Genomic DNA, 16173 nt, shown 5'->3' on the forward strand with positions numbered 1-16173 from the left:
TCTCGTCGAGAGACTGAAAAAAATAGCATTGCGACCGGTGATTATTGTCATCCGCGATGAATTCCGAAATGCCCCCGACCTGTATAAAAAGAAACCCGACTTAATTCTCATCCTTTGTGATTGGACGGGCAAATACGTTCCGAAAGAAATGATTGACTTCGCCCCCCAACTCGCTCTCGTTTCACCCGAAGGGACAATTATTGATATTCCCAAAGAAAACGAAAGCGCTGACGAATTCTTCAAGAGAGGAAAACTATGAAAAAGAAAACGAACTCCGGCTTCACATTAATAGAAGTAATCGTCTCGGTTTTGATTATCATCGCGTTAGCGGGGCTTCTCATGCCTGTATTTCAGAGAGTCAAAAGAAATTTCGCAATTCAAGATTCATTGAGTCGTTTAAAACAACTTCATTTGGTTCTATCCATTTACCGACAAGATTACGGGGGGGAAGGTTATGCGCGCTACGATACTCCCTACGCCTTTTATGCTTTGGGTTTACCTCCATGGTCGTACTGGTGGGACCCACGCAAGTTCGGTCTTGATTTAGAATTTTGGAAAAGTCCCTGTGGAGCCGACAAAACGATATTCGACACGGGCATAGGCGGTCATTTCGGTTTAATAACTTACGCTGCTGGACTTTGCTACAGTCCTGAAGCTCTTCGCTCAAATGATGTTTATTATAGAGACTATTTGGCAACGTATCGTGAAAATGCGGTGGCGTTTCTTGATATGTATTGTAATCCCCCCGGAACTGTCATCGGGAGTCCATGGACGAGTAAACGCGGGCTCGCGGTTCTACTTTCTGGACAACTAGTCAACCGATATAAAAAAGGGAACGCGGCTTTCCTTTTTTTCTACTCCGAACCGCCTGAATAATTTTTCTAGACAAAAAGACATAAAAAGGAGAAAAAAATGATGAGTATAAAAATGAAAAAAACGATGAGCTTGATTCTTTTCATCGTAGTTATAATCATTCCCTGTTTCATTCGATTATATTCTCAGATTCCTCCTGCATGTGGCAGTGTGCCACCAGCACATCCTTGCGGAGCTTATACCATCAATTGTCAGGTCGAAGACCCTGGAAATGGAACGAATTCATCACCACCATGGTCTTGTTGCAAAGAAGAATGGCCAAGGGGCGAACTAAAATGCAAACAATATATGGGATGGTATGTCTGTATCAATAACGAGTGGAAGCCTAAATGCGTGTATCTCAACACCCAAATGGGTCTTTATTGCGGAAACAATGGAGACTGCGGTGGATGAACTTTACGAGATATAAGGTGATATAATGAGCCGTAGAAAACTCGTCATCATTGTACTCGTTAGCCTGCTGGGGGTAGGAGGTTACTTGTTATGGCTTCTTTTTTCAAGGGAAACACTCTTACAGGTTGCCGAGAAGGTTCTGCTCGGCATAGAAAAAAAAGACGCAAGATTACTCATGCGATATTTATCCAATGAAGAGAAGAACCTCGCAGGATTGAACGAAGAAAATCTGCAGAGATTTTTAAATAGCTTTTTTAACAAGGGATTTCAAGGTTTTCAAAGGGATGGAGCACCAATCATAGAAATTTCCGAAGTATTCCACTCTTTATCTCTTACACAGGGTTATCGGCACCCTGACGGAAGAGAAAAATCCATTACAATAACTGTGGCAATGACCGATGAAGGAATTAAAGCAGTCAATCTAACAAATACTATTTTCTTCGCATCGCTATACTTGGATTGGCCAGAGAGTCTTCCTCGTACCGGAAAAAATGCTGCAAAATTGTATGCGGAGAAAATTTCAAAAGAACTTTCTTCTTTGAAAACTTCCGGGCTTAATGGAGTTGTGCAGCAGCCCATAAGTGGCCCATCAAAATTCTTTACCTGGGAAGAATTGATAAGGCGTTATGAAAAGATTGCAAGTCCAAAGTAACACTTACGAATTTTTCCAAAGAGGAAAACCATGAAAAAGAAAACGAACTCCGGCTTCACATTGGTCGAAGTGATTGTTTCTATTTTGATTATCATCGCGTTAGCAGGACTTCTCACGCCTGTTTTCAATAGAATGAAACGCTCGGCAGAAATACGCTCCTCGATAGCGAAGTTGCATCAACTCGGTGTGGCGGTTTCTCTCTATCGTACTGACTACGGTGGTGAAGGCTATGCTCGATACGATTCACCCAATGCGTATTACGGTTTGGCGCTCCCCCCCCTAAGGTATTACGAGTTTTACCGGTTAGACCATTACGGTGCTGATGCGAACTTCTTGCCGAGCCCTTGCGGTGCTGACCAAACCATATTCGATACTTTTCGATGTGGCGTAATAGGCTGGATTACCTATGTCGCTCCAGAATACGAGCCTGCGTTGATGAAGCCAGGCTCAGGAAATCTGTACGAGTTCCACGATTACCTGGCGACTTATCGTGAAAACGCAGTTTTATTTATAGACCCTTACTGCAATCCCCCCGGGACCATCATGGGTGCGCCCTACATTTATAAGCGCGGTCTTTCGGTCTTGATTTCTGGGCAGGTCGTAAATCGTTATGGAATGGGATATGCAGGAGCGGATAATCTGCGGTGGTATTCCGACCCCCCCGAATAAAGCATATAGGACAAGTTTCGTATCTCGATAATGAGGAAAGTGTGACATGATAAACAAAAAAAAAGTTGTCGTCTTATCTGTCGCCGCAATCGTGGTCGTCGTGGCAGCAGTGCTCATCATTAAACATTTCTTCTTTCAAGAAACTCTTGACCAAGCGGCGCGTCGTGTTTTGCAAGCAATGCAAAACTTCGATGCGGGAACGCTCATGTCTTATGTTTCTGACGAAGAAAAAGAACTCGCTAACTTATCCGAAGATAAACTGCAGAGGTTTTTCGATGAATTCGTCAAACCTCATTTGAAGGGGTTTCGCCCTGTTGGGCAAGTAGAAGTTCTCACGTTCACGATACAAGGTGGATTGAACATGACGCAGAAATATCAACACCCAGATGGAAGAACAACGTATCTAAACTCATTTGTAATGATAACTGAAAAAGGAATAAAAACCTTAAATCTCACGCGCTTTCTCTATTTATGGGCTCTTTTTACCGAGTGGCCAGCAGGAAAGCCGTATCCGCGTGGTCAAGAAAAGATGCAGTTCTACGCTGATACGACTTTAAAATATAAGGAACGACTCGAAAAAACTGGCCTTCGAGGAATCGTGGAAGTAGAAGGAAAAGATTTAACAAGAAAGTTCTATACGTGGGATGAATTGGCTCAAATGTATCTCGCTCTCAAAAAGGAAATCGCTGAGAGCAGTGGAAGAAGGAAACGCGAAGAAGCAACACATTGAATATTGAAAACGTCCGTTATTGAGTCCTGATTTTTCAAGTCATTTTTATCTTCCTCACGGCCCTCATCGAAGCGACCCAGGAACGATGCGTTTTCGAATTCGGTATCGCCTCCCCGAATTCGATCCGAAACGATTCTCCGAACCCTTCTACTGTCATAGTCTCCAAGTTCGGCTTCTTCCAGCATTCCCTCGCCGCTCCCTCCACCAAATAAAGGGCTATCGTTTTGTGGTCTAAGGGAACGGGTCCGAATTCGATATCCGGAAGGCCGACTTTCGCCATTCCACGCGTGAATGCCCAACCCGCATCCGTCGTCTCAACCCAATGGATTACGACATGTAAATCGAAACGGTCTCCTCGCGAATTTCTCTGCAGTTCGTTATATAAATCCTCTCGCTTCCAAAACTTTTGCGCTTCGACATCATAAATCAAAGGCGCATTCGTTATCTCCGCCAATGCATCTACGCAATGCGTGACGAATTGCAGGTAGGAAGTGTCTTTAATGGGTGTGTCTTCAGAAATGAATGTAACTCGAATCGCCGCGTTCGTCTTTTCTAAAACGGAAGCGATGTCCGATGGAATTTCTGCATCCGTTTCGCAAAGAATTTCCGGTCGAAACATCATAGCGTTTTGCTCTCTCTTGGCAAAACCGATATGAAAACGAATGTCGCTGAACGTCAAACCTTCTTTGGCTCCTATAGGCACCCCCCCTTTGCGATGGGGATTGCGCGCAAGAAGCCGCTCCATCAATTCTTTATCCGATGGAAGATTTTCAGCAGAGGTGTAAATCCAATATTCGCTGCGCACGAGGGGGGGCTGATGTTTGCTCTTGCGCCTTTTCAAAAAGACAAACAAAACCGAGAAAACAACTGCCAAGAAAAGAATAGCGAGAAAAACATTCAGCATGAAAGTTTGCCTTCTAACCACGGACGAGCCGCTTCCACTTCCTGCTCCGTTAAATTCGCGAAACATCCCTCGCAAAGTCCTACCAAATTCACTTTAGGAGAGCGACAAAGCATGCATCGGTCTATCTCTCGTGCGAGGCAAACCTGTCGAGGGTTTCGAATCGCGCGCAAAAGGTCTTCGCGCCTAACCCCTTCGCTGTTGTATCGCCGCATCGTTTGAATTATGAATGTCAGGAGCGTTTAGGGTCGCGCCTTACGGCGCACCTACGTTTAGATTAGATTTTCGAAAACGGGGTATAACCACTGAAACGTTGGGTCTCCGCTTGGGTAACTATAAGAAAAGGGTAGAAAATTTGGCAAAAGTTGGATATATTTCTGGATGGATGGAAATATCCTTCAAGGATGGAGGAAAAAGTTGAACGTTTTTGAAATCACTGGTGGTAGGGAACTCGCAGGAACCGTCGAGGTCAAAGGAAGCAAAAACGCAGCCTTAGCCATTCTTTCTTCCGTTTTTTTGACCGACCAACCCATAACTCTCACGCGCGTTCCCAATATTACGGACATCCACACCAAACTCCGACTGCTCGAGCGTTTGGGAGTCAAAGTCCAAAAGAAGGGCGAGACGATTCGTTTCGTGCCTTCTTTGAAAAGTTACGAACCCGACCCCGACCTCGTGCGCTCGATTCGTACTTCTTTCTATCTTTTAGGCCCGCTTTTAGCGCGAATGGGTCGTGCGCGTTTGCCTCAACCGGGGGGGTGCCGAATCGGCGCGCGTCCGGTAGATTTTCACCTCAAAGGATTATCGCTTCTCGGCGCACAAATCGAATTGAACGGAGGGTTTTACGAAGCGCGAACGAACGGACTAAAAGGGACGGAAATTTATTTGGACTTCCCAAGCGCTGGAGCGACACAACACTTGATGGCAGCGGCGGTGTTAGCGGAAGGATGCACGACGATAAAGAACGCAGCCATGGAGCCCGAAGTCGTTGTTTTAGCAGATTTTCTCAACCGCTTGGGCGCACGAATCGAGGGAGCAGGTTCGAGCACGATTACGATTCAAGGGGTAACTTCGCTGAAGGGGGGGGAGTTCACGATTCCTGCGGATAGAATGCAAGCGGGAACTTTTCTCTTGGCAGGAGCGGCTACGGGGGGGGACGTCACCGTAAGCGGAATCCTTCCCGAACATCAAGCTCCCGTAATCAGCAAACTGAAAGAGGCAGGCGTCGGTATCGAAGAAGGACCGGATTGGGTGAGAGTCAAAGGAAATCGTTTTCTGCAAGCGGTAAATGTCAAAACGATGCCCTATCCGGGATTTCCGACCGATTTGCAACAGCCGATGTGCGCTGTTCTGGCAAAGGCACACGGAGTGAGTACAGTAGAAGAAACGATTTACGAAAGCCGTATCGGACACATTGCGGAACTCAACCGCATGGGAGCAAAAATCCGCCTCGAAGGCAGGACTTGCATCATCACCGGCGTCGACCATCTCGAGGGAACGGTCGTGGAGGCTTCCGATTTGCGCGCAGGGGCGGCTTTGGTGATCGCCGGACTCTCTGCGAGGGGAAAAACCATTGTTCGCAACGTAGAGCACATCGACAGAGGTTACGAAAGCATCGAAGTTTCCTTACGCAAATTAGGAGCGAAAATCGAGCGTGTATCGGAAAAAGAAAGCAAGGTGACGCAGCATGTTTAAAATGAGTGCGGAGCTCGGAATAGATTTAGGCACTTCGAATATCTTAGTTTATAAACGCGGAGAGGGAATCGTTTTAGAAGAACCCACGGTCGTCGCTTACAACACGCAAACGAAAAAAGTTTTAGCGGTAGGGGAAGCGGCGCGTGAAATGATCGGGCGAACGCCAGGAAGTATCGTCGCCATTCGCCCTTTGCAAGACGGTGTGATTGCCGATTACACGCATACGCTCAAAATGCTGGAATTCATCATTGACAGGGTGTGCGGTCGTCATCGTCTTTTTCGCCCGAAATTGATGATATGCGTTCCGAGTGGTTGCACGAATGTAGAGAGAAGGGCGGTTCTTCAAGCGGCTCGTGAAGCAGGCGCGGGAGAAGTTTTCACGATCGAAGAGCCAATGGCGGCTGCGATCGGTGCAGGGCTTCCTATTTCCTCGCCAGGCGGAAACATGGTCGTAGACATAGGGGGGGGGACGACTGATATCGCCGTCATCTCTTTGGGGGGGCTCGTAATTGCGGAGAGCCTTCGCGTCGGCGGGAACAAATTCGACGAAGCCATCGCTCGTCATCTACGAAATGCGTACAATCTGATGATCGGTGAAAGAACTGCCGAGGAAATCAAATGGAAAATCGGTTCTGCCTTCCCGCTTCCGCAAGAGTTGAGGTTAGAAGTCCGTGGGCGCGATTTGATGGCGGGTTTACCGAGAACCATCGAGATTACAAGCGAAGAAATTAGGGAATCGCTTTCGGACCCATTGCGCGCAATTACAGAGAAGGTTTGTACGGTATTAGAACAGACACCTCCGGAATTGAGCAGCGATATTATCGAGAGGGGAATCGTGGTGACGGGAGGCGGCGGACTTCTTCGCGGAATAGACAGGTTATTGGCTTCCATTACGGATATCCCTGTGCGAGTAGCAGAAAACGCCTTGCATTGCGTCGCGATTGGCACGGGTCGCGCCCTCGAGACCTTACCGGCTATGCAAAAATCCGCCACAGCGTAAACAGTGACGTATAATAAATAATAAAGTCGTATCCACTAAAGAGGAGATATGTATGATAAGTTTAATCGTAGGCGCTAGTCTTCTTTTCATTCCTCAAGAAATTCAAGGAAAGGGGGAAGAGCTTTACAGGAATTTTAGAGAAAAACTTTTGAGAGCACAAACCCTTTCTGGCAGGTGTATGTTCACAAGGATAAGTCCTGATGGCAAAGTTACATTTATAAAAGAATTCAAATACAAAAAACCGAATTTAGAATTTATAAAAACATGGTACAAAGGAAACCTTAACGGAATCGATGTTAGTGACGAAAAGAATAATTGGTTTTACAATGCAATAACGAAAGAATATCAAGTACAGCAAACGTCGGATCGCTTTATCCACTCTATAACTGGTCTCGAGGCGTTTACAAATCCTGAAATAAAATACGAAATCCTCTCGAGCCCTAAAAAACCTTCTAAAGTCAACAACAGAATTTGTTACTCGGTGAACGTTGTTTTTATCAGAGAACATATTGAAAAAGACAAATTACCGGAAACCACTTTTTTCTTCGACAGCGAAACCGGTATGCTGTTGAGAACCGAAACGATATATAAGCATATTATTCTCAAAGTCGTATCTGAATTCGAACGCTTGGAAATTAACCCTGTTTTGAAACCGGGAGAATTCACTTGGATAATTCCCGATGACGCAAAGCCTTTTTCAAGCACACAAAGCCTACTACCCATTGGAGCAGATGCACCATTTTTTACAGCAAAAACCTTTGACGGAAAAGAGTTCAAACTCGCAGATGCAATAAGAACGAGCAAATGTATCCTCTTATACTTTTGGGGTTATGGTTGAAAGCCTTGTAAGGAGGAGTTTCCTCACTTACAAAAATTGCATTCGCGTTTAGAGAAAAAAGGATTGAAAATCGTAGGAGTCCACATAGGTGGACTGTCACAGAATGTAAAACGATTCTACGATGAAGGGAAGTATACGTTTCCAACCATAATGAGTTTTAGCGCAGATATTCAGTTCGAGATCGCTTATGGTGTTCGCACTTTTGCTACAGTATTTATCATCGACTCGAACGGAAAAATTGCAGACCGCTTCATTACCACCAATATCGAAACTATAAAAACTGCGTTGAAGAAGTTAGGCATTGAGTGAGTCCTATCGAGTGCTGATGGCAAGACCTGCGAGAACGCCTTAGAATCAACACAATGGTTGAATAGATTCACCACAACCATACTTTTCCGTATAGCCCTCTCCTATGATAAACAACAATCTACGACAAAACCATGATATACTTCGTAAATATCATTTAGGAGACCAAATATGCTCACCTATTGTTTAGCAGCAGTTTCGATAGCCATTCAAGTGGCTGGATACTCGGATATCCCGCGAGACCATTGGGCGGCTGGTTCCGTGGAAAGACTGACGAATATGGGATTATTCCCCCCCGGGAAGGGGAAGCCGTTCCAAGGCGAGAAACCGGTTACGCGATATGAATTCGCCGTCGTCATGGACAAATTCGTTACGGACATCCGTCGCTCTTTCCTTCGTCAACCGATAAAGAAAAAAATCAATACGCAAAAAATTCGAGGGCGAAAAGAAGACGGTTCGCAAACTGCGATGATACGTTTGGCGGAAGAAGGATTCCTCCCCTATTATTCACCGATTTTTCATGGGCCTAAGGATGCGATCACGCCGGATATGCTTTCGATTGCTCTTTCCCAAATCGCTAAGCGCATTGCATGGTGTTTTCAATCGGAAAAATCAAAATAATGATTTATTTTCTGCATTAGAGCATCGAAAGAGAATATCTTAGACTTACCCACTTTGTGGGAACATCTGAATCTCCAAAGAAAGAAAAGGGATTTTGCGCAAAGCGCAAAACCCTAACTTATGAACCCTCGAACCGAGGGGGATTTAAAACGCTCAACCGAAAGTCTGGCGTGGAGGAGCCTTGCTCAAATCTACATTTGCGACTTCGACCCCAGCAGCCTTCGCAAATGCGCGATTCAAATTCTCGAGCGTCTCCTTTCCATATCCGGGAAACACCTGAGCGATTTTTCCGTCTTTGCCGATTTCGACCGCAACAACCGAAAAGCGCATCTCGTATGCCTTGACCAACTTCTTCTCAGGATCGGGGAGCAGAGGATATTGAACTTGAAATCCCTTTGCCCATTCCGCAATTTTTTCTGGAGAAGTCCATACGATGCCTACGAATTGCACTTTGTCTTTATACGCTTCGTACAGCGCATTGTAGAGTTTCGATGCGCGCGGATTATGCGGGCATACTTCTTTCCAAAAGAGCACGAAAACAGGGCCCTTTTTAAGCATCTTATCGAGGGAAATCTCGCGTCCATCCTGCGCCTTGCCCGAAAAAGTGGGGGCTACAGAACCCTCAGGCAAAAAAATCCTTTGTTCTTGCGAGTTTCCCGCAAGAACAAAGGCTGAAATAAACAATGGCACAAACAGCGAAGCGAGCAGTCCTTTCTTCATGGTTTATTGTACCGATTCGACCGGAGTGAAAAGTTCCCTATAACGGGAAATATCAACCCTAAGCCTATAGATGAGTCATTGCTTTGGCTTTTCTTTGATCAGCATTTCCACAGCGCGGTCCACTTCTTGATTCGCAATGTCCGCGAACCTCAGATTTCCCTCTCTATCGATGAGATAGTAATCCGGGAAGGAATCGGCATGGAAAGCATCCATCAGTTTCCGGTCTCCATCCTGCGCTATTAGCCAGGTGATTCCGAGTTCTTTCACGACCTGCTTCATTTTCTCCGAATCGGGGTCGCAATGAATCCCAATCAAGACCAAACCTTGGTCTCGGTAGCGTCGGAGCAACTCTTTGAGATGCGGCACCGACGCCTTGCAGGGCCCTCACCACCATGCCCAAAAGTCGAGCAAAACCACTTTTCCCTTCAAAGATTTCCAAGTCGGGGCATCGCCGGTGAGATTGACCCACTCTTTCGCCTTCAGAGCAGGAGGAGGTTTCCCCTCGAGAGCGTCCTTGAGTTTCGCATTCTCGCCCGAGCGTTCTCGCTTGAAATCCTGAAAGGGTGGTGCACCAACGAGTATTGCCGTTAGAGCCAAAACGAGAAGGGACGTTTTGAAAACTTTCATGAGATAGATTATATTCGCTCATAGTTCTTGTCGTGGAAAAAGAGGTATATGTAGCGATTGGTACAAAAAATGGCAAAAGGAAAAGAGACAAAAGAGCGGATTCTATCAGCAGCGACGCGAATTATGGCTAATAAAGGCTATGTCGGGGCTGGAGTGGACGAAATTATGCAAGAGGCAGGAGTCGGAAAAAGCAGTTTCTACCATTTTTTTCCGTCGAAAGTCGCCTTGGGTGTAGCGGTTCTGGACGAATATGTCCAAGAACTCAGAACAGGACTAATGCCTGAGATTTTTCACAACAAAATACGGGCGAAAGAGCGAATCCCCGCTTTTTTTTCGAAACTCGCCGAGCGGCTACATTCTGGAAGCGAGGACACGCTTCTCGTCACTTGGTCTGCAGAGACACCTTTTCTGCCCGAGGAATTGAGAAATAAACTCCTAAGCCTCATCACCGATATTCGTGAAGAATTCGAACGCACTTTCGAGGATGCGATACAAGAATACGATTTATTCCCAGAAGCACCGATCGAAGAACTGGCAGAAAACACTATGAGTTACCTTTTAGGTTTATTAGTTTTATGCCGCGCATACGATTCACCTTCCCTTTTACGAGAAAAAGCAAATAGCGTTAAAAACCTTTGGAGAGAGTACACACTCGATGAAAAGCCCGCTCATAGAAAACTTTGAGCAAATCACATCTTATTTAAAAAACTCAATCGATGTGTTTCAACAAACAAGAACAGTTGAGGTTCAAGAGCGCTTAATAGCCTCAACTGCAGGAGCAGTTGAGGCATCACAAAGCAACACAAGCAAAGTAAGCAATCACAGTCAACTGCGGGAGTGTTGGGACATTTTAAATTTTCCGCGCTGCCCAGAGAATCGCGCGTCGGAGCATATCCATGAATAGCGGCTCTCGAAATGTTTCCTTGGTATGTCCCATTGCACAATACCAACTTCGCCCCCCCTCGAAATCTTGACACCAGATAATCGGGTGGTCGTTTCCCATTTCCCCGCCTCGATAACTCTTTTCGTTTACCGTCGCTAACACGTGAACCTCGCTTCGAGGATTCGCTCGAAAGTTGTACCATTCGTCCTTTCTTCGCCAAACTTTCGGCAGAGCGCTCATGGTCGGATGATTCGGATCTTCGATGTGAACGTCCGCTTCTTGAATTTCGGGATGTATTTTGAAATAAGCACCTACCAACCTCCCGTAAAACTTCCACTCGTATTCCGTATCGCTCGCAGAGTGTATCCCTATAAATCCACCCCCCCGTTTGATAAACGATTCGAAAGCACGTTCTTGCGAGGGATTCAACACGTCCCCCGTCGTATTGAGAAAAATGACGACATCGAAGTTTTTGAGTGTTTCATCAGAAAACCAACTCGCATCCTCGGTAAACGCAACGCTATGACCTTCCTTTGCGCAAAGCTCGAGAATCATTCCTTGTCCATCAGGAATAGATTCGTGTCTATATCCTGCTGTTTTGGAAAAAACGAGTACGTTTATCGCAACATCTTCGGGTGCTGATAAGGTGGATTCTACAAAAGCGAAAGCAGGATAAACCAAAAGAGCGAAAAGCAACAAGTTCATCGGAAGCATTTTACCAGCGAGCCGGTTGTGCGTTTCCTACAATTCTTGAGAGGAAATATATTATTTTGGTTTGGCGAAAAATGCCTTCGCCCCGAAGGTTTTTGCCAATTTCTTTCCTTCTTTTTCTCCCAACACACACAAAGCCGTTGCTAAACTATCGCTCGTCATTGCATTTTTTGCAATCACGGTAACTTGCAGTCGGTTCGTCAAACCGAGCCCCGTTCTCGGGTCTACGATGTGGGAATACCGTTTTCCGTTGATTTCTACGAATTGATAAATATCCCCCGAAGTGGAAATCCCGCAATTCGACAAAAATAGGGGCTTGCGATGAAAGCCACGAATGACAATTCGCCATCCTTTCTCACCAGGGGGCGGCTGAGAAACGGCGATATCCCCCCCTGCCTCGACTAAAGCAATCTTTATTCCATGCTTTTTCAATTCGAACAAAGCCTCGTCGCATGCATAGCCTTTCGCAATCCCCCCCAAATCCAATTTCATGCCTATTGTTTTTAATTCTACCGTCGAAGTTTGCTTATCCAATGCCATCTTTTTCCATCCTGTTTTCGAGAGGGCTTTTTGTAAAGCATTGCGGTTAGGCAATTTTTTCGCCTTCCGCGCTTCTCGCCACAGCGAAACGACAGGACCGCACGTAACATCGAAACCCCCCTCTGAAAATCGCGAGACTTTTTGGGCAAATTCCAAAACTCGAAATAAATCCTCGCTGACTTTTATTTTTCCCTTTCCCGACATCGAAGAGAGCCGAGAAAGTTCGCTATCCACGCGATAATCGCTCATGATGGCATCGAGTTCGGCAAACCTCGCAAAAGCCGCTCGAGCCGCTCGCTCCGCTCGAGACTCTTCTTCCGCATATAATATTAAATCGACCCGAACCCCCATATGCACTTGACTGTACGCGAATCGTCTAACTTCTCGACCCTTTCCGAACCCAGCAAAGGGTAAAACGAACAACATAACGGACAACGCGATGCACATCACTGCTCTTTTCATTTTTTTAAACCTAACGCCGCAGCAAGCTTCTCTCGATATCTTCGAAGAAAAGATTCCCTCTACGCTGAGTTCTTTTCGCATGCGTCGCGTTCCTGATGGCGAGATTACGATAAACAAGAAAAAATATTCTATCAAAAATATCTATTTCAGCGAAACAGAAATCACTTGGGACGTTTACGATATTTGGCTTTATCGTTTAGACCTCACTGCTGAAGAACGTGCGAAAGGAATAGATGCCGAATCGAGACCGAGCAAGCCTTATGGTGCACCAGACCGTGGCTTCGGTCATTCGGGTTATCCTGCAATTTCGATGACCTATGATGCGGCAGAACAATTCTGCGCTTGGCTTTCAAAAAAAACGAACAAACACTATAGGCTCCCTACGGAATTCGAATGGGAATACGCTGCTCGCGCCGGAGAAAAAAGTTCTTCGATGTCGAACCTTCTCGATTATGCATGGGTATGGGAAAACTCCATGAGCAAAACCCATCCCGTCGGCAAGAAGAAGCCGAACAATTGGGGATTTTTCGATATGTTAGGTAACGCCGCAGAATGGGCAAAAGATGTCGATGGAAAGCCAGTTCTTTGCGGTGGTTCGTTTTTGGACAAACAAACAAACATCGGCTTCTCTACGAGAGCCTATCAGACTCCGAAATGGAATCAAACCGACCCGCAAAATCCTAAAAGCAAATGGTGGCTTTCCGATGCACCTTTTGCCGGTTTTCGCATCGTTTGCCAAGATAAATAGGATATGCTTTCAGCATGCAAGCGAATGATGGTTTAACTCGGAGAGACTTTCTCAAAAAATCAGCAATGGTAACCGCTTCGATGGTCATCCCTTCGGGAGTTTTCGCATTAGGTTCTGAAACGATAAAAGTTGGTCTGATAGGTTGTGGAGGGCGCGGAACAGGCGCTGCAGCGGACGCCGCAGAAGCAGACCCTGCCGTCGTTCTTTGGGCGATGGGGGATCTTTTCCAAGACCGTTTGGAAAGTTCTCGAAAGCATCTCCAAGAAACCCTAAAAGATCGTTGCCAAGTCCCCAACGAACGCGCTTTCGTCGGTTTCGATGCTTACAAACAAGTCCTCGAAAGCGGTGTGGATATCGTAATTCTCACTGCGCCTCCCGGTTTTCGCCCACAGCATTTGAGAGTGAGTGTGGAGGCGGGGAAACACGTTTTCATGGAAAAACCGATTGCGGTAGATGCTCCTGGAGTTCGCTCTGTTATCGATTCTTCCGATTTAGCGCGTGCAAAAGGGCTTTGCATCGTAGCAGGTACGCAGCGCAGACATGACGTTGCGTATCGTGAGGCGATGAAACGAATTCACGATGGCGCACTCGGCGAAGTCGTTGCTTGTTATGCGTATTGGAATCAAGGCGGTCTTTGGATGGTTCCTCGCAAAGAAGGATGGAGCGATGTCGAATGGCAAATACGCAACTGGCTTTATTTCACTTGGCTTTCTGGCGACCACATCGTGGAACAGCACATCCACAACATCGATGTATGCAATTGGGCAATGAACGACCATCCCGTGAAAGCGATTTCATTGGGGGGGCGACAAGTGCGCACAGACCCTAATTACGGGCATATCTACGACCATTTCGCAACGGAATTCGAATATGCGAATGGTGTGAAAATGGTAAGCATGTGCCGACAGATTGACGGGACGGCATGGCGTGTCGGCGAGCATATCGTCGGAACGAAAGGAACTTCGGATGCAAACAATTGGATCAACGGCGAGAGCGCATGGCGATTCGAAGGCGAACGTCCGAATCCCTATGTCTTAGAACATAAAAGGCTCATTCAGGCGATTCGCACCTACCCGATTAATGAGGGACGTCAAGTCGCGGAAAGCACCATGACGGCAATCATGGGAAGAATGGCGGCTTACACTGGTCAGGAAGTTACTTGGGAACAAGCGTACAATTCTCAGGAATCTCTTTTCCCCGATAAAGTCGAATTCGGTCCTAAACCCGTCGCATCCGTAGCGATGCCAGGCTCTACGAAACTTATATAAATACGAAACTTATATAAAATGGAAAGGTTGACTCGGCGCGAGTTGATAAAGGGGGGGCTTGCTTCCGGTCTCGCTCTTGTCGTCGGGGAAAATTTATTGGGAGAACGAAGAAAGATGAACAAAGCAAAATTCCGATTGAAATATGCTCCGCATTTCGGCATGTTCGTACACCATGCGGGCAACGATTTGGTGGATCAATTGAAATTCGCTGCTGACGAAGGATTTCAAGCGTGGGAAGACAACGGCATGAAGGGTCGCCCTGTAGCCGAACAGGAACGAATTGCAAAAGCGATGTCGCAACTGGGCATGGAGATGGGAATTTTCGTGATTAACCCGAACACAGCGTGGAAACCTTCTCTATCGACCGGAAGCAAAGAAGGGGTGGATGAATTCGTAAAAGAATGCCGCTCTGCTGTCGAAGTCGCAAAGCGTGTAAATGCGAAATGGATGACGCTCGTTCCTGGGACGATGGATTCGAGACTCGATAAAGGATTTCAACTCGCGAACGTGATCGATGGACTTCGATTCGGAGCGGAAGTTTTAGAACCGCACGGTCTTGTTATGGTGATGGAAGCACTCAATTCGCGCAGAGACCATCCGGGAATGGTTCTTTCGAAAGTCGCCGATGCTTATTTAATTTGTCGCGCGGTGAACAGTCCTTCTCTCAAAATTCTTTACGACTTTTATCATCAACAAATCGATGACGGTAATTTAATTCCGAACATGGATTTGTGCTGGTCGGAGATTGCATATTTCCAAATTGGCGACACTCCGGGGCGCGCAGAACCGATGAGCGGGGAAACGAATTATCGGAATGTGTTCAAACATGTTTATGAAAAAGGATATACGGGCATTTTAGGGATGGAACATGGGATGAGCAAACCCGGAAAAGAGGGAGAACGCGCGCTTATCGAAGCCTATCGTTGGTGCGACGATTTTTAGAAATTTTGTTTCAGAATACTTTTTGTTATCGAAAACAGCGTCTATATGTAATAATTTCTATATGGTCTGGGCATATATTCTTCCGCTTTTCACCTCTCCTGGCAAAATCGAGCTCGCGGAGCCGTTTCTCGTAAAAGCCGGAAACGAAATTATCAAGGTGGAGGTCGGTCACGCCGCTCCTACCTTCGCGGATTTCGATGGAGACGGACTTCCCGACTTGCTCGTCGGGCAATTCGGCAATGGGCGACTCCGAATTTACAAAAACGTAGGGACGCGCACAGAACCCAAGTTCGACAAGTTCGAATGGTTCATGGCGGATGGAAAAATCGCTGAAATCGAGGCTGGGTGATGCATCGGATTCGGTCCGCGGTTCGCGGACCTCGATGGCGACGGGATTAGCGATGTCATTTCCGGTTCTTATACGAAAGGTCTTTCCTTTTTCAAAGGTCTCGGTGGTGGAAAATTCGCTGCTGCGAAACCCATTCTCACCAAGTCCGGAAAACCTCTTTCCGAGGAATATGCGCAGAGTCCGTGTCTCGGAGATTGGGATGGAGATGGCGATTGGGACATCGTGCTCGGTTTCATTTCTGGCAA

At 46.5% G+C, this 16173-nt stretch carries 22 protein-coding genes and 2 pseudogenes; 16 read left to right on the forward strand and 8 right to left on the reverse strand.

Annotation, left to right across the window (positions count from 1 at the left end):
• Positions 1–37: 37 nt before the first annotated feature.
• From VNK96_04505 to VNK96_04530, 6 genes are read left to right on the forward strand one after another with little or no spacing between them, the layout of a single operon-like run.
• Positions 38–259, forward strand: a complete 222-nt coding sequence (locus VNK96_04505) for a hypothetical protein (protein HWP30976.1) — start codon at positions 38–40, stop codon at positions 257–259.
• A complete protein-coding gene (locus VNK96_04510) occupies positions 256–876 on the forward strand; it encodes a type II secretion system protein (GenBank protein ID HWP30977.1) in 621 nt (206 codons plus the stop codon). The genes VNK96_04505 and VNK96_04510 overlap by 4 nt, the downstream gene beginning before the upstream one ends.
• A 36-nt stretch (positions 877–912) precedes the next feature.
• Positions 913–1266, forward strand: coding sequence for a hypothetical protein (locus VNK96_04515; GenBank protein ID HWP30978.1), 354 nt, complete (start codon positions 913–915; stop codon positions 1264–1266).
• A gap of 25 nt (positions 1267–1291) precedes the next feature.
• Entirely contained in the window at positions 1292–1918 is a 627-nt protein-coding gene (locus VNK96_04520) for a hypothetical protein (GenBank protein ID HWP30979.1), read from the forward strand.
• A gap of 30 nt (positions 1919–1948) precedes the next feature.
• On the forward strand, positions 1949–2587 hold the full coding sequence (locus VNK96_04525) for a type II secretion system protein (GenBank protein HWP30980.1): 639 nt from the start codon (positions 1949–1951) through the stop codon (positions 2585–2587).
• A gap of 46 nt (positions 2588–2633) precedes the next feature.
• Entirely contained in the window at positions 2634–3317 is a 684-nt protein-coding gene (locus VNK96_04530; protein HWP30981.1) for a hypothetical protein, read from the forward strand.
• 34 nt (positions 3318–3351) lie between these two features.
• Here VNK96_04530 and VNK96_04535 read toward each other — a convergent pair whose 3' ends face one another.
• A complete protein-coding gene (locus VNK96_04535) occupies positions 3352–4221 on the reverse strand; it encodes a hypothetical protein (GenBank protein ID HWP30982.1) in 870 nt (289 codons plus the stop codon).
• The gene (locus tag VNK96_04540; protein ID HWP30983.1) at positions 4215–4433 is read right to left on the reverse strand and encodes a hypothetical protein; all 219 of its coding nucleotides are present in this window, start codon (positions 4431–4433) and stop codon (positions 4215–4217) included. The genes VNK96_04535 and VNK96_04540 overlap by 7 nt, the downstream gene beginning before the upstream one ends.
• Positions 4434–4635: 202 nt before the next feature.
• Here VNK96_04540 and murA point away from each other — a divergent pair, with 202 nt between their 5' ends.
• The 5 genes and pseudogenes from murA (at position 4636) to VNK96_04565 (ending at position 8678) form a co-directional block, all read left to right on the forward strand.
• Entirely contained in the window at positions 4636–5913 is a 1278-nt protein-coding gene (murA, locus tag VNK96_04545) for a UDP-N-acetylglucosamine 1-carboxyvinyltransferase (GenBank protein ID HWP30984.1), read from the forward strand.
• A 1-nt stretch (position 5914) separates the two neighbouring features.
• The gene (locus tag VNK96_04550) at positions 5915–6913 is read left to right on the forward strand and encodes a rod shape-determining protein (GenBank protein ID HWP30985.1); all 999 of its coding nucleotides are present in this window, start codon (positions 5915–5917) and stop codon (positions 6911–6913) included.
• Positions 6914–6965: 52 nt separating this feature from the next.
• The gene (locus tag VNK96_04555; protein HWP30986.1) at positions 6966–7751 is read left to right on the forward strand and encodes a hypothetical protein; all 786 of its coding nucleotides are present in this window, start codon (positions 6966–6968) and stop codon (positions 7749–7751) included.
• Between the two features lie 12 nt (positions 7752–7763).
• Positions 7764–8060: pseudogene (locus VNK96_04560) on the forward strand (TlpA disulfide reductase family protein).
• 168 nt (positions 8061–8228) lie between these two features.
• Entirely contained in the window at positions 8229–8678 is a 450-nt protein-coding gene (locus tag VNK96_04565; GenBank protein HWP30987.1) for an S-layer homology domain-containing protein, read from the forward strand.
• Between the two features lie 153 nt (positions 8679–8831).
• Here VNK96_04565 and VNK96_04570 read toward each other — a convergent pair whose 3' ends face one another.
• The 3 genes and pseudogenes from VNK96_04570 to VNK96_04580 all read right to left on the reverse strand — a co-directional run bounded on the left by VNK96_04570 (position 8832) and on the right by VNK96_04580 (position 10025).
• Positions 8832–9398, reverse strand: a complete 567-nt coding sequence (locus tag VNK96_04570) for a redoxin domain-containing protein (protein ID HWP30988.1) — start codon at positions 9396–9398, stop codon at positions 8832–8834.
• Positions 9399–9473: 75 nt separating this feature from the next.
• Positions 9474–9770 (reverse strand): annotated as a pseudogene (locus VNK96_04575) (redoxin domain-containing protein).
• 12 nt (positions 9771–9782) lie between these two features.
• Positions 9783–10025, reverse strand: a complete 243-nt coding sequence (locus VNK96_04580) for a hypothetical protein (protein HWP30989.1) — start codon at positions 10023–10025, stop codon at positions 9783–9785.
• Between the two features lie 69 nt (positions 10026–10094).
• Here VNK96_04580 and VNK96_04585 point away from each other — a divergent pair, with 69 nt between their 5' ends.
• Positions 10095–10709 carry a TetR/AcrR family transcriptional regulator gene (locus tag VNK96_04585; protein ID HWP30990.1) on the forward strand — a complete coding sequence of 205 codons (615 nt, stop codon included), beginning with the start codon at positions 10095–10097 and terminating at the stop codon, positions 10707–10709.
• 166 nt (positions 10710–10875) lie between these two features.
• On the opposite strand, the gene VNK96_04590 is transcribed toward VNK96_04585, so the two are convergent.
• Together VNK96_04590 and VNK96_04595 are read right to left on the reverse strand one after the other, a co-directional pair.
• Positions 10876–11613, reverse strand: coding sequence for a ThuA domain-containing protein (locus VNK96_04590; GenBank protein ID HWP30991.1), 738 nt, complete (start codon positions 11611–11613; stop codon positions 10876–10878).
• Positions 11614–11673: 60 nt separating this feature from the next.
• Positions 11674–12621 (reverse strand): FAD:protein FMN transferase, encoded by a 948-nt coding sequence (locus VNK96_04595; GenBank protein HWP30992.1) that lies wholly within the window; start codon positions 12619–12621, stop codon positions 11674–11676.
• Between VNK96_04595 and VNK96_04600 the strand changes: the two genes are divergently transcribed.
• The 4 genes from VNK96_04600 to VNK96_04615 all read left to right on the forward strand — a co-directional run bounded on the left by VNK96_04600 (position 12599) and on the right by VNK96_04615 (position 15928).
• Positions 12599–13369, forward strand: coding sequence for an SUMF1/EgtB/PvdO family nonheme iron enzyme (locus tag VNK96_04600; GenBank protein ID HWP30993.1), 771 nt, complete (start codon positions 12599–12601; stop codon positions 13367–13369). The genes VNK96_04595 and VNK96_04600 overlap by 23 nt on opposite strands.
• 14 nt (positions 13370–13383) lie before the next feature.
• A complete protein-coding gene (locus tag VNK96_04605; protein ID HWP30994.1) occupies positions 13384–14637 on the forward strand; it encodes a Gfo/Idh/MocA family oxidoreductase in 1254 nt (417 codons plus the stop codon).
• An 18-nt stretch (positions 14638–14655) separates the two neighbouring features.
• Positions 14656–15579, forward strand: coding sequence for a TIM barrel protein (locus tag VNK96_04610; GenBank protein HWP30995.1), 924 nt, complete (start codon positions 14656–14658; stop codon positions 15577–15579).
• A 61-nt stretch (positions 15580–15640) separates the two neighbouring features.
• Positions 15641–15928, forward strand: a complete 288-nt coding sequence (locus VNK96_04615) for a VCBS repeat-containing protein (protein ID HWP30996.1) — start codon at positions 15641–15643, stop codon at positions 15926–15928.
• Between the two features lie 68 nt (positions 15929–15996).
• On the opposite strand, the gene VNK96_04620 is transcribed toward VNK96_04615, so the two are convergent.
• Positions 15997–16173 carry a hypothetical protein gene (locus VNK96_04620; protein HWP30997.1) on the reverse strand — a complete coding sequence of 59 codons (177 nt, stop codon included), beginning with the start codon at positions 16171–16173 and terminating at the stop codon, positions 15997–15999.

Source organism: Fimbriimonadales bacterium (genome assembly GCA_035559795.1).
Classification (GTDB): Bacteria; Armatimonadota; Fimbriimonadia; order Fimbriimonadales; family ATM1; genus DATMAR01.

Excerpts from the sequence above, each read along its gene's own strand:
- VNK96_04510 (HWP30977.1), top strand. The coding sequence starts at position 256 with ATGAAAAAGAAAACGAACTCCGGCTTCACATTAATAGAAGTAATCGTC.
- VNK96_04515 (HWP30978.1), top strand. The coding sequence starts at position 913 with ATGATGAGTATAAAAATGAAAAAAACGATGAGCTTGATTCTTTTCATC.
- VNK96_04520 (HWP30979.1), top strand. The coding sequence starts at position 1,292 with ATGAGCCGTAGAAAACTCGTCATCATTGTACTCGTTAGCCTGCTGGGG.
- VNK96_04525 (HWP30980.1), top strand. The coding sequence starts at position 1,949 with ATGAAAAAGAAAACGAACTCCGGCTTCACATTGGTCGAAGTGATTGTT.
- VNK96_04530 (HWP30981.1), top strand. The coding sequence starts at position 2,634 with ATGATAAACAAAAAAAAAGTTGTCGTCTTATCTGTCGCCGCAATCGTG.
- VNK96_04535 (HWP30982.1), bottom strand. The coding sequence starts at position 4,221 with ATGCTGAATGTTTTTCTCGCTATTCTTTTCTTGGCAGTTGTTTTCTCG.
- VNK96_04540 (HWP30983.1), bottom strand. The coding sequence starts at position 4,433 with ATGCGGCGATACAACAGCGAAGGGGTTAGGCGCGAAGACCTTTTGCGC.
- VNK96_04550 (HWP30985.1), top strand. The coding sequence starts at position 5,915 with ATGAGTGCGGAGCTCGGAATAGATTTAGGCACTTCGAATATCTTAGTT.
- VNK96_04555 (HWP30986.1), top strand. The coding sequence starts at position 6,966 with ATGATAAGTTTAATCGTAGGCGCTAGTCTTCTTTTCATTCCTCAAGAA.
- VNK96_04565 (HWP30987.1), top strand. The coding sequence starts at position 8,229 with ATGCTCACCTATTGTTTAGCAGCAGTTTCGATAGCCATTCAAGTGGCT.
- VNK96_04570 (HWP30988.1), bottom strand. The coding sequence starts at position 9,398 with ATGAAGAAAGGACTGCTCGCTTCGCTGTTTGTGCCATTGTTTATTTCA.
- VNK96_04580 (HWP30989.1), bottom strand. The coding sequence starts at position 10,025 with ATGAAAGTTTTCAAAACGTCCCTTCTCGTTTTGGCTCTAACGGCAATA.
- VNK96_04585 (HWP30990.1), top strand. The coding sequence starts at position 10,095 with ATGGCAAAAGGAAAAGAGACAAAAGAGCGGATTCTATCAGCAGCGACG.
- VNK96_04590 (HWP30991.1), bottom strand. The coding sequence starts at position 11,613 with ATGAACTTGTTGCTTTTCGCTCTTTTGGTTTATCCTGCTTTCGCTTTT.
- VNK96_04600 (HWP30993.1), top strand. The coding sequence starts at position 12,599 with ATGCACATCACTGCTCTTTTCATTTTTTTAAACCTAACGCCGCAGCAA.
- VNK96_04595 (HWP30992.1), bottom strand. The coding sequence starts at position 12,621 with ATGAAAAGAGCAGTGATGTGCATCGCGTTGTCCGTTATGTTGTTCGTT.
- VNK96_04605 (HWP30994.1), top strand. The coding sequence starts at position 13,384 with ATGCAAGCGAATGATGGTTTAACTCGGAGAGACTTTCTCAAAAAATCA.
- VNK96_04610 (HWP30995.1), top strand. The coding sequence starts at position 14,656 with ATGGAAAGGTTGACTCGGCGCGAGTTGATAAAGGGGGGGCTTGCTTCC.
- VNK96_04615 (HWP30996.1), top strand. The coding sequence starts at position 15,641 with ATGGTCTGGGCATATATTCTTCCGCTTTTCACCTCTCCTGGCAAAATC.